Source organism: Actinoplanes rectilineatus, from assembly GCF_000962825.1.
GTDB lineage: Bacteria > Actinomycetota > Actinomycetes > Mycobacteriales > Micromonosporaceae > Actinoplanes > Actinoplanes rectilineatus.
In genome coordinates this window covers 1-11,480 of record NZ_JZKF01000145.1, presented here as the reverse complement: position 1 = coordinate 11,480, position 11,480 = coordinate 1, and the positions used below count along the sequence as shown (strand labels likewise).

The window sequence follows — 11,480 nt, the reverse complement described above, 5'->3', positions numbered from 1 at the left end:
CCCGCTGCCCGCTGCCCGCTGCCCGCTGCCCGCTGCCCGCTGCCCGCTGCCCGCTGCCCGCTGCCCGCTGCCCGCTGCCCGCCGCCCGCCGCCCGCCGCCCGGTAGGACCGTGGACGACGGCTGAGCTGGTCGGGAACTGACGGTCAGGACGAAGTCTTGGCCGTCGACAGCTCACGGGTGGACTCTGCGGCTTCGGCAGGCCGGGTGGTCGACCGTCGGCAGGGGCGCCACGTTGTCCTTCCCCAGACTCGGCGCGTCTCGTGAGGCGAGCCGGGGCTGAGCCGGGGCTGAGCCGGGGCTGAGTCGGAGCTGAGCCGGGGCCGAGTCGGAAATCAATCAGCCTTTGACGGTCACGGGTTCGGGTGCTTTTTGCGGCGAGGTTGGATATGCCTGTGCGGCTCATATCCGAATGCGGAGGAATGCGCTGAATGTGCGACAGCCCCGAAGCGATCTATGACTATACGGCGGCTTTGATGGCGGCAGTGAAGTCGGGAGTGACGCCGATCTGGGCGAGCAACACGTTCGCCGAGTTGTAGCAGTCGAACCTCTCGATTCTGCCCTCGTTGAGGAACCAGAAGTCGGCGGTCGGCACGTCGATCCGGTTGCCGGTCGGCGGGATCTCGCCGACCGGGGTCGGGAACCCGCCGCGGTGTGTTCCCTGAATGCGGAGCTCGACCACGACCACGTCGCCGATCGCGTGCACCCCGAGCAGCTCGCGGTGGATGTCGGGGAAGACGGCGGCCAATCCTGTCAGCGCCTGCGGGATCTGGTCACCGCGGAAGGTCATCGCATTCGGAATGTCGTTGAACGTTCCGTCCTCGGTGAAAAGGGCGCGGAAACCGTCGCTGTCGAGGATGTCGCCCTCGGCCAGTCGGTAGGCTTCACGAACGATCTCTTCGTTGCTTTTCATCTCTAGTTTCCTCGATTCTGGGCATGCTGAAGGAAGGGATGGCGAAAGTCGATTCTCACGCCATTTCCGCAGCGCGGCGTGCCCAGCAAAACTAGCAGGTTCTTGACCGTATGGTCAAGAACCTGAGGGGTGCCGTGCGCGACGGCTGGGAATCGGTAGCCATCGCGCACGGCCGTATCAGGGGTGAAGGTTGCTCAGGAGGCGTAGGTCTCGAACTCGGCCACCCGCGGCGTCGACGACGAGCTGGTGATGTCGAACGTGACCTTGGTCAGGGAGGCGGCGGTGAAGCTGATCGTGCCCGCGCCCGAACCGGTGGCCAGGACCGCGCCCGTGTCGGTGTTCAGCAGGCGCCAGGAGCCGATCGTGCCGCTGGTGCCGGACGGTTCACGGATCACCACGCGGGAGATGCGGGTGGCCGTGGACCACTTGATGGAGATCTGTCCGGTCGCCGCGGTGGGTGACCAGTATGTGGTCAGGCTGCCGTCGCGGACGTCACCGTAGCTGGTGCCGCTCGCCTTGGACGAGCCGTCCGATCCGGCACCGATGCTCAGGTTCGTACCGCTGGTCGCGGTCGGTGTCGGCGAGGCGGAACCGGTGGGGGAGGCCGAGCCGGTGGGGGAGGCGGACCCGGTCGGGGAGGTCGACGGCGACGAGGTGGTGGTCGCGCAGGTGCCCGTCGACGTCTTCAGGCCGGTGTTCGCCCCGGCCGTCTGGGCGACGACCGTCGGGACGCAGGAGGCGTTGTCCAGGGTGTACGCGTACGGGATGCTGACCGTCGTGTTCGACACCGGGTTCGGGCCGGCCGGGTTGTTCTCGCTGCCCGGCGACGACCAGGTCACGTTGTCGAAGATGTTGCCGCTGACCTGCCAGTATCCGGCTTCGCTGGTGTAGAACGTGCCGAGCACGTCCTTCGAGTTCTGGAAGTAGTTGTTGTCGACTTTGGCGCGGCCGCCGGCCCGGGAGTTGATGCCCGACTCGTTCAGGCTCACGTAGTGGTTGTTGTAGATGTGCGCGATGCCGCCGCGCAGCAACGGCGTACGCGAGTCGATGTTCTCGTATTTGTTGTGGTGGAACGTGATGTAGCCGTTGGCGGTGTCGGTCTCGCTGGAGCCGATCAGGCCGCCGCGGCCGGAGTTGCGCAGGATCGCGTAGGAGAGCGTGACGTACTGGACGTTGTCCTTGACGTCGAACAGGCCGTCGTATCCCTCGTCCTCGCCGCCGGACGCCTCCAGGGTCACGTGGTCGACCCAGACGTTGCGGACCGTGCTCTCCATGCCGATCGCGTCGCCGCCGTTGGAGATCGGTGAGCCGGACTTCTTCACGTTCCGCACGGTCACGTTCTGGATGATGATGTTGCTGGAGTCGCGGACGTGGATGCCCAGCTGGTCGAAGATCGCGCCGGTGCCCACCCCGATGATGGTGACGTTGCTGATCTCCTTGAGCTCGATCTTGTCGGCGGCGGTGTTGCAGCTGTCGCCGGAGACCTTGGTGGTGTTGCCGTGGTTGATCGTGCCCTGCACCTCGATGGTGATCGGGGTGCTGCTGCTGGCCCGGGTGCACAGTGCCTGGTGGATCTGGGTGCCGGTGGTGGCCCGGACGGTGGTGCCGCCCGCGCCGCCGGTGGTGCCGCCGTTCGCCGACGCGTAGCCGGTGGCGGTGCCGACGGCCAGCGCGGGCTGGGGGGTGGCCGCGGCGATCGTGATGGCGGCCGCTGCGGCGGCCGCGCCGATGCCTGCTGACAGTCGCAGTGCGACCGATCGTTTCATGTTCGCCTCACCTGTCCTTGTCGTGGCATCCGCCGGCACCGATCCGGTGGCAGTCGTGACCTGGCGTCGACAGAAGGATGCTGCGGGAAAGCGCTTTCCTCGGATCAGGTTAGAGTGATGTTCGTGGATGTAACAAGAAAGCCGGAACTTATGAAGACAATGAACTCGCCAACTGTTCCAGACCCAGCGAGCCCACCTCCAGCGCCCGCCGGTGGAACGCCCGCCGATCACCGGGGAACGCGGACCGGCCGGCCAGCCACACCCGCTCACCGACCTTGTAGGTCAATGCCTGCGCCGGCCGGCCCAGGTAACGCGCCAGCTCCGAAGACGCATATTCGCCCTGGTGGCAGCGGTCCCGCAGCAGCCGCAGCGCGTCGTCGGGCGACCACTGTCCCCGGTGCAGGCCGATGTCCAGGACGACCCGGGCAGCCCGCAGCAACTGCATGAACAGATAACCCAGGCGGGCCCCCGGCTGGTCGAGGAGGCCGAGCTCGTCCATCAGTCGTTCGGCGTACAGCGCCCAGCCCTCCTGGCAGCCCGCCAACCCGCCGAGCAGGTTCAGCCGTTGACCGATCCCGCCCCGGCACACCTCGGCGCCGATCTGCAGGTGATGTCCGGGAACGCCCTCGTGGTAGACCGTGCTGTAGGCGATCCAGGTGGGGAAACTCGTCTGCCCCTCGGGAAGGTTCCACCAGACCCGGCCGGGTCTGGTCAGATCACGCGACGGCCCGGTGTAGGCGATGCCGCCCGTGGTGGTCACCCGCGACTCGAGCTGCCGCAGCGGCGCCGGAATGTCGAAATGGGTGCCGTCCAGCCGCTCGATCGTGGACTCGAGCAGCTCCTGCAGCCATCCGCCGAACGCCTCCCGGCCGTGCACCGTGCCCGGAGCGTCCGGGGCGTCCAGCCGGTCCAGCACCTCCGGCACGGTCCCGCCCAGCGCCTTCGCCTCGGCGATCAGATCCGCCTCGATCGCGGTGAACTCGTCCCAGCCCCAGTCGTACAGCTCGTCCAGATCCGGTTCGGCGCCGAGGAACGTCCGCACCCAGAGCCCGTACCGGTGCGCCCCGAAAGCCTCCGCGCTGCGCGCCCGCGGTGCCAGGTCAGCGGTCAGGATCCCGCTCATCTTCTGGTACGCGTGAGCGGCGTCCGCGGCGGCCGCCTCGAGCGACGCCCGCTGTGGGCCGTCGCCGTACCGTCGGACCAGCGCGATGTCGTCGCCGGCCCAGGTGCGGCAGCGTTGCGTCACCAGCTCGACCTGGCGTCGGGTCGGGAGGTTACCGCGGTCGGCGGCGAGCAGCAGACTCTGCGCGTACCCCGCAAGGGCCGAAGGAATAGCGGCCTGGCGCGCGCGGACCCGGGCCCAGCCGTCCTCGAAGGCCGCGCCCCCGGTGTCGCGGCCGGGCACCGCCGCCTCGACGGCCTGACGGATGAGCGCGAACGGCCCGGTGGCGGCGGCGTGCAACTCCCGCAGATCCTCGCCGGCCTCGTGGAAGGCGACACGGGTGCGCAGCCGCTCGGTGAGATGCGCGTGCAGCGGGCCGGTCGTGGGGAGTTCCGCCAGGTCACGCAATGTGCGGGCGGCGAGGTCGGCGCGGGCCTGATGGCCGTCCGGGCTGTAGTCGGTGAGCCCGTCGACCTCCTGCTCGCCGGCCTCGACCACGGCCGTGCACGGGTCGAGGCGAGCCATGTCACGAAGGAAACGGTCGGTGAGGTCTTCAATCACCCGCAGGAGTGTAGGTGGCTCCTCCGCCCCGCGGCGGACACGGCAGACGTCCGGTACGGGAGACCGCGCAGCCCGGCGGCGGTCCGTGATCTGGTGTTTGAGCGCTTAAGCGAATTTCGGCGGATATATTTCTCATATGTTCAAGAAGCGGGACGTTCGGCTCGTGACCGCTGTCGACCGCGGACATCTGCCCTTCCTGGCGGTGCTGGTGGAGAGCCTCGGACGCTCCCAGCGCTCCGGGCGGCCCGTGACGCTGACCGTGCTGCACACCGGAGTGTCCGAGACGGATCGGGACCAGGTCGCCGTGGCGGCCGGACCGGTCGAACTGCGGTGGCAGGACGTGACGCGGCGCGACCCGGACGACCTGGTGGCCCGGCCGCACTACTTCCGGTGCCTGCTGCCGTCGGTGCTGACCGACCGCCGGGTGATCTATTTAGACGCGGACACTCTGGTACGCGCGGATCTCGGCCGACTCTGGGACCTCGACCTGCGGGGCGCCCCGGTCGGTGCGGTCAACGACCCGCTGGGTGCGGACGGCACCTTCGACGCGGGTGTCATGCTGATCGACCTGGAGGCGTGGCGGGCGGTGGACGCCGGTCGGTCGGCGGTGCAGCACTGCTCGATGGCCGCCGCGGATCTGATCGCCTCCGGTCGCTGGTCGACGCACGAGCAGTACGGGCTGAACGTGGTCTTCCAGCAGCGATGGCGGCGGATCGACGACGAGTGGAACTACTTCACGTTCCGCCCGTACCGGTTGGCGGCCGTGCTCCACTTCGCGGGTAATGGGCGGCCGGGTTCCCGGTACTGCGATCCGCGCTGGACGGCCGAGTTCGCCGCGGCGGTGGACCGGACGCCGTGGCACGGCTGGCGTCCGGAAACGACCATGGCGGCGGTCAGCTGACCCCGGTTCCGTTCGCGGAGTGGGCCGGAACCTCGTCTCAGATCTCGTCGAGGGCGGTCCGGCCCAGGGCAGCCAGGAGGTCCGGCGTGCCGGGGCCGATGACCAGCGCGTGCCGGAACGCGACCGTGCGGCCGTCGGCGACGGTGATCTCGGTCGACGGGTTGACGTCGTCTCCGACGCGTACCAGACCTGGCCCGTCCCAGTCTCCGGTTTCGACGCCGGCGTCTGCTCGGCGGCGGCGCGGGCCACTCGTGGCGGCGTCGAAACTGTACGAGTGGCCGGACACGTTGGTCAGCGTGCTCTCGAACAGCAGGATCCACCGGTCGTCGTCCGCCAGCCGCGCTGTCAGCGCCCGCCACTCGTCGAGCACCGGTCGACCGTCCGGATCGCCCCAGTCCAGCCGGTGCGCGGCGGTCACCGTGCGGCCGCCGGTGGACAGTTCGGTGAGGGCACGCCGCCCGGTCGACGGCCGGAGCCTCGGGTGCCGGCGGATGGCCGGGGGAGTCCAGCGCACCCCGTACGGCGTGATCATGTCGCCGGACAGCGAGCGGACCGGATGCAGGGCCGGCTCCGACGTGTAGGTGTAGGTGAACAGCGGCGACGATCCGGACAGGACGGTCACGGAGCGGCCGAACTCGTGATGCACCCGAAGGTCGTCGGTGGCGGCGTACACGGCCGGCCAGGTCAGGGTGTCGCTTCGCATGATCTGGTCGGTCTCCTCACGCAGGGGTCCGGCCCGCGCGATCCCTCGCTGCCGGGCCGAACCGAACACATTCAGACGGGAACCATCACGTTTGCTCAGAGTCAACGCCGACGCATCGGCCCCGTCAAATACGTGTGGATAACGGCTCCATAACGCGGAAGCGGTTCCGGGCCCCGCCGCACACCCGACAAGACCAAACATCCGGGGTACGAACGGAAGCGGGCTTCACCCGGCCCCTGGGGACGGGTTTACGGTCGACGTGGGTCCGGTGGCGGCCGGAGGGCGCATCCGGTGACGCCGGCGTGCGGCAGAACGGCGCCGCGGCACCGGGGAACGGCGAAATAATCACCTGTTCGAGTGAGCATCTTTTCGCCGGAGCCGGGCAGACCTCCACGCACACCTGTCGGGATGGAGGAGACCGTGGCCGGACGAACCGTCCAGGACTACATCGTGGTGAAGGAGCCGGACGAGGCGATCGCCGCCCTGGCCGACGGCGACACGGCCGTCCTCGCCGGAGGGCAGAGCCTGGTCCTCGACCTGGCCCGCCGCGCCAACCAGCCGGCGAGGCTGGTCGACATCAACCGGGTGGCGGCGTTCGACTCGCTCGCCGAGACCGGCACCGGCTGGCGGATCGGGCCACTCGTGCGGCACCGGACGTTCGAGACGGAGGCGGTCGGTGGGCGGCTGGGTGTGCTGCTGCGCCGGATCGTCCGGCACATCGGGCATCCGCCGATCCGGGCGCGGGGCACGATGCTGGGCAGTCTGGCCTATGCGCATCCGGCCGCCGAGTGGACCGTGCTGGCGGCGATGCTCGGCGCCCGGCTCGAACTCGCCGGACCGGACGGGATCCGCCCGGTGGCGGCCGGCGACTTCTTCACCGGCCCGTTCAGCACCGTCCGGCGACCCGACGAACTGCTGGCCGGCCTGCACCTCGACGCGTTGCCACCCCGGACCGGCACCGGCTACGCCGAGGTGCGTGGCCCCCGGGCCGTCTACGCCGAAACCGCGGCGATGGCGGCGGTCACCGTCGCCGACGGCGTGGTGGTGAACGCGGCGATCGGCCTGGTGAACGCCGGCCCCTGCCCGGTCCGCGCACGGGCCGCCGAACGTGCGCTGATCGGCGGCCCCTTCCGCGACCGGGCGATCACGACGGCCGCGGACCTGGCCGCCGAGGAGGACGCGACGTTCCTGCACCTGCCGGCGGCCGACCGGCCCCACCTGCGCCTGCTGCTGCGCGCCATGACCCGGCGGGCGCTCACCCAGGCGCGGGAGGAGGCGTGATGCGGGTGCACCTGACCGTTGACCGGATCCCGGTCGCCGTCGACGTCAGCCTCACGACGCCCCTGGTCACGGTGATTCGAGGCGAGCCCGCGTGCACCGACGGCGCCTGCGGCGACTGCACGGTCCTGATCGACGGCGAGTCGGCGCACGCCTGCACCGTGCTGACGGTGCAGTGCGACGGAGCTCAGGTCCACACAGCCCCGTCAGGCCGTCTGCCCGCGGCCCCGCCCGGGTCGGCCGGTCCGGCAGCGGTCTCACCCGGGTCGGCCGACCCGGCAGCTGCTCCGCCCGCGGCCGACCCGGCACCGGGCTCACCCGGGTCGGCCCGTCCGGCTTCACCCGTCGACGGTCATGTCCGACTGGATCCGTCTGCCGGGAGCTGTGAGCGTTCGGTTCCGTCCGGCGGTGGTCACGTCGGAGCTGGTCGGCCCGCCGAGGACCGGGTCGCTGCGGTTTCTCCTGACAAAGCGCGGGCGGTGTCGGTCCCGCCCGGCGAAGGTCTCTCGCCACCGAGCCGGCCTGATCCAGGCTGGGCCGCGTCGGCTCCACGCTCCGACCGTCGAGCCCGGTCGACTCCGCGTGCGGACAGCTGGGTTCCGCCGGACCATGCGCCGCAGGGCCGGTCCGTCTGACTCCTTGCCGTGGTTCGGCTTCCTCTGCTGTGTCCGGTCCCCTCGCCGTCTGTCCAGCTCCCTCTGCTGCGCCCGGTTACCCTCGCTGTCGGTCCGGCTCCCTCTGCCGCGTTCGGCTTCCGTGCTGCCTGCCCGGCTTCCTTGCAATGCGGGGATCCAGTCGGCTGCGAGTAGTCCGCCCTGACGATCGTCATCCTCCTGGCACCAGCGTTGAGAGGCGCCGCCGAGGAGTCGCGCTGAGAGACGTCTCCGGGTGATCCGAGAGACACCTCCGGATGACGCTGCGAGACGTCTCCGGATGACGCTGCGAGACGTCTCCGGGTGACGCTGCGAGACGTCTCCGGGTGACGCTGCGAGACGCCTTTGGGTGACAGGGTCGAGAAGCGCCACTCAGACGAGTCTTGCCATGCCGATCGAGTAGGGGGCGGTGTCGGTGAAGCCGTGGGCCAGGTACAACGCTCGGCCCGGCGGGTCCGCGAGCAGGTTGACGTAGGCGCCCGGAGGTGCGCTGCTGCGGATGTCGGCGAGCAGTGCGGCCATCACCGCCGCACCGAGGCCCCGGCGCTGGTGTTCGGGGAGGGTGGCCATGTCGACGATGTGGAAGTACCACCCGCCGTCGCCCAGGACACGCCCCATCGCCACCGGGGTCCCGCTGCTCTCCTCGACGACGTGTTTCGCCGCCCAGGACCCGCTGACCGCAGCCTCGGCCTGGTCGCGACGCCGCGGGCTCAGGCCGGACCGTTCCCGGATCACCAGGTAGTCGTCGACGGGCGGCGGCCCGTCGACGAGCCGGTAACCGTCGGCCACCGCGGGAGATGTCATGACCAGATCGTAGTCCGACCTTCAGAGCCTGTCTCTCTACTTCAAGATCAAGTTGAGGTCGACCCTACGCTCGGGGAATGAGCGGTGTGAAGCGCGCTGCTCGGGGCTGGTTGTCGCTGGTCCCGCAGCTGGCTCTGTCGGTCAGTTCGAGCGCCGGATGTTGCTGTTGTCTAGCGCCACCCCGGTAACGGTCGAGTTCGTGTCGCCCAGTTTCAGCGCCACTCCGGTGGGGCCGGCGACAGAGAGCTTCGAGGGCTTCAGCCCGTGAAGGGCTCGGACGTCCCCAGGAGCTACATTGGCGATACACGCCAGTGGATCAAGCCGAGCGGTGAGCGGGTGGAAGCCGGTGAGCTTGCATTACGAGTGGACACTTTCGCTGCGTCTGCGGCCGGATGTGCCTCCATCATTTTTGGATGAGCTCCGCTTCCACCTCGGTCTGGCTGATCAACTGCCTGAAGACGCTGAGCTGGAGATTGACTGGCCGTGCCTGGTCACGGAGCCGGACGATGCTCTCCCGGGCGGGAGCGTGCGGTCGTTGATGGCTCAGCAGCCGTACTCGAACCGGCCCGGCTCGTTCGGGTTGTTCGTGCGGACGTTCGTCCTCGACGACGCCATGTACGAGCTGATGTCGGTGGTGCCGCCCTGGCTGGCGCGGTGGTCGCTGACGCAGGGGTGGATCGGTCAGGCGCGTGAGGGGCTGGCGCTGCACCCCTGGCTGAACTTCTACGTGCAGGATGGCCATGCCTATGCGGCCGAGCCCGGCGGCAGCGTGGAGCCGATGGATGACACCGCGCCGCCTTTCACGCTCCGCCAGACCCTCGACAATGCATAGCTCAGTGGCGGTCTGACCTCGGGTCTATTGCTGACTTCGAGCGCCACCTCGATCGGGTGCATTCGATGTCAGTCGGTTTCGGCGCCACCGGGGGCGGCCCGACGATGCGGCACCCGGCCGGCAACGTGGTGTCACTGACCGAGCGGCGGCTGGCGCAACTACCACCCGACCGGCGGCCACTGCCCACGGTCACCGCCTACGACCAGCTCCTGCGCCATCGCCGCACCGTCGAAGGGACCGGGTCATGACACGACACCGAGGACTCACCGAACAAGCCGCTGACGCCGCCGTCGACTCCGCCTGCCGGCTGCTGCGACTGCCCACCATCCGCTCGCAGTTCGGTGAACTGGCCGAAGCCGCCGCCCGCGACCAGATGACCTACCGCGGCTTCCTCGCCGAACTGCTGATGGCCGAGTGCGACGACCGGGCCCGGCGTCGTTCCGAACGCCGGATCAAGGCCGCCGCGTTCCCGCGAGACAAGAACCTGCGCACCTTCGACTTCGACGCCAACCCGAACGTCGACCCCGCTGTTGTTCACACCCTTGCCGCCTGCGACTGGGTGAAGAAAGGGCTGCCCCTCTGCCTGATCGGCGACTCCGGCACCGGCAAGTCACACCTGCTCATTGCCTTGGGCACCGAAGCCGCGATGGCCGGCTTCCGCGTCCGTTACGTCCTCGCGACCAAGCTCGTCAACGAGCTCGTCGAAGCCGCCGACGAGAAAATGCTCGCCAAGACTATCGCCCGCTACGGCCGCGTCGACTTGCTCTGCATCGACGAACTCGGCTACATGGAACTCGACAAACGCGGCGCTGAGCTGCTCTTCCAGGTGTTGACCGAACGCGAGGAGAAGGCGTCCGTCGCGATCGCCTCCAACGAGTCGTTCTCCGGCTGGTCCAAGACCTTCACCGATCCGCGGCTCTGCGCCGCGATCGTCGACCGAATCACGTTCGGCGGCAACATCATCGAGACCGGCACCGACTCCTACCGCCTCGCCCAGACCCGAGCCCGCGCCGAAGACGCGACTCGCACGCAAGTCTGAATCGGCCGACTAATGGACCCTGACGAAACCCACGATGACCTGCTGCCGCTACTCCTCGGGATCTGCGAAGACTTCTTCGCCAGTGCTGGTCCCGCTGTCCACCATGACCTCGACGACCTACTGCAAGCCAGGAACATCACCGGCGGGCCCGGCTGGCTGATCGACATGCTCGCACTCACCCGTCAACGCCTGGAACATTCGGCCGAACCCGGCGGACCACGTCTCCGGCAGACGTCCGACACGCGCGAAGGTGGCGCTCAAACTCACCGACATTGATCACAGCGCCCAGCCCGAGCTGGCTCTGAAACTCGCATAGAAACGGCTCCGGTTGTCGCCGACATAATCACGCAGCCGACCAGCACGCCCGAGAAGCCATCGCCGCGGCGGTGCCCAGTCTGTGGTGAACGCTTGCCGGTAGCTGCCCGGAGGTCGATGGTGTTTTGCTCGTCGGCGTGCCGGGCCCGGCACTGGCGGACGGTGCGGCGGAGCCGGGCTCGGATCGTCGCTGCCTGGGTGGACCAGCGGGCGAGGTGCCCGCAGTGCGGGGCCGAGTGGGTGGCTGGTCTGGATCGGCCGCCGGCTGCGGTGTTCTGTACCCCGCGGTGCCGCACGAGGGCCTGGCGGGCACGGTCCCTCACATCGGGTCAGGCGGACGGGTGACCGCTGGAGGGGGACTGCGACCTTGCTGACCTGCGGTTCAGCCAGACTGGTATCGACCGTAGTTGCTGACGGCGGACTCTCTTCGCCGCGCTGCGGGCGCCCGGGTGGTGAAACGATGGTGGCGACGATCGGGCAGGTATCCCAGCAGCGGTACGACGAGCTGGTGACGCAGTCGCGTGACTTGATTCGTGAGCGGGACCGGATTCAGTT

The 11,480-nt window shown here is 69.1% G+C and carries 11 protein-coding genes; 6 read left to right on the top strand and 5 right to left on the bottom strand.

The features are described from left to right. Window positions 1-458: 458 nt before the first annotated feature. The 3 genes from WH85_RS44700 to WH85_RS44690 form a co-directional block, all read right to left on the bottom strand. The gene (locus WH85_RS44700; protein WP_045748298.1) at window positions 459-911 is read right to left on the bottom strand and encodes an ester cyclase; all 453 of its coding nucleotides are present in this window, start codon (window positions 909-911) and stop codon (window positions 459-461) included. 194 nt (window positions 912-1,105) lie between these two features. Further along, window positions 1,106-2,677 (bottom strand): pectate lyase family protein, encoded by a 1,572-nt coding sequence (locus WH85_RS44695; RefSeq protein WP_045748297.1) that lies wholly within the window; start codon window positions 2,675-2,677, stop codon window positions 1,106-1,108. A 148-nt stretch (window positions 2,678-2,825) separates the two neighbouring features. Continuing rightward, entirely contained in the window at window positions 2,826-4,400 is a 1,575-nt protein-coding gene (locus WH85_RS44690) for a DUF885 domain-containing protein (RefSeq protein WP_052721271.1), read from the bottom strand. Window positions 4,401-4,536: 136 nt separating this feature from the next. On the opposite strand from WH85_RS44690, the gene WH85_RS44685 reads away from it, so the two are divergent. After that, entirely contained in the window at window positions 4,537-5,301 is a 765-nt protein-coding gene (locus tag WH85_RS44685) for a glycosyltransferase family 8 protein (protein WP_045748295.1), read from the top strand. Between the two features lie 37 nt (window positions 5,302-5,338). Here the strand turns inward: WH85_RS44685 and WH85_RS44680 are convergent, their stop codons facing one another. After that, complete coding sequence (locus WH85_RS44680; protein ID WP_169792575.1) at window positions 5,339-6,004, bottom strand: DUF6807 family protein; 666 nt, start codon at window positions 6,002-6,004, stop codon at window positions 5,339-5,341. Between the two features lie 420 nt (window positions 6,005-6,424). Here WH85_RS44680 and WH85_RS44675 point away from each other — a divergent pair, with 420 nt between their 5' ends. Next, entirely contained in the window at window positions 6,425-7,285 is an 861-nt protein-coding gene (locus WH85_RS44675; protein ID WP_245674371.1) for an FAD binding domain-containing protein, read from the top strand. Window positions 7,286-8,307: 1,022 nt separating this feature from the next. Here WH85_RS44675 and WH85_RS44670 read toward each other — a convergent pair. Then, window positions 8,308-8,739 (bottom strand): GNAT family N-acetyltransferase, encoded by a 432-nt coding sequence (locus WH85_RS44670; RefSeq protein ID WP_045748292.1) that lies wholly within the window; start codon window positions 8,737-8,739, stop codon window positions 8,308-8,310. Window positions 8,740-9,085: 346 nt separating this feature from the next. Here WH85_RS44670 and WH85_RS44665 point away from each other — a divergent pair, with 346 nt between their 5' ends. From WH85_RS44665 to WH85_RS49655, 4 genes are all read left to right on the top strand, one after another. Then, a complete protein-coding gene (locus WH85_RS44665; protein ID WP_157411613.1) occupies window positions 9,086-9,571 on the top strand; it encodes a hypothetical protein in 486 nt (161 codons plus the stop codon). Window positions 9,572-9,636: 65 nt separating this feature from the next. Beyond that, window positions 9,637-9,819, top strand: coding sequence for a hypothetical protein (locus tag WH85_RS44660; RefSeq protein WP_245674370.1), 183 nt, complete (start codon window positions 9,637-9,639; stop codon window positions 9,817-9,819). After that, window positions 9,816-10,610 (top strand): IS21-like element helper ATPase IstB, encoded by a 795-nt coding sequence (gene istB / locus WH85_RS44655; RefSeq protein ID WP_045748290.1) that lies wholly within the window; start codon window positions 9,816-9,818, stop codon window positions 10,608-10,610. Before WH85_RS44660 ends, istB begins: the two co-directional genes overlap by 4 nt. Window positions 10,611-10,622: 12 nt before the next feature. Continuing rightward, complete coding sequence (locus tag WH85_RS49655) at window positions 10,623-10,886, top strand: hypothetical protein (protein ID WP_245674369.1); 264 nt, start codon at window positions 10,623-10,625, stop codon at window positions 10,884-10,886. Window positions 10,887-11,480: the final 594 nt, after the last annotated feature.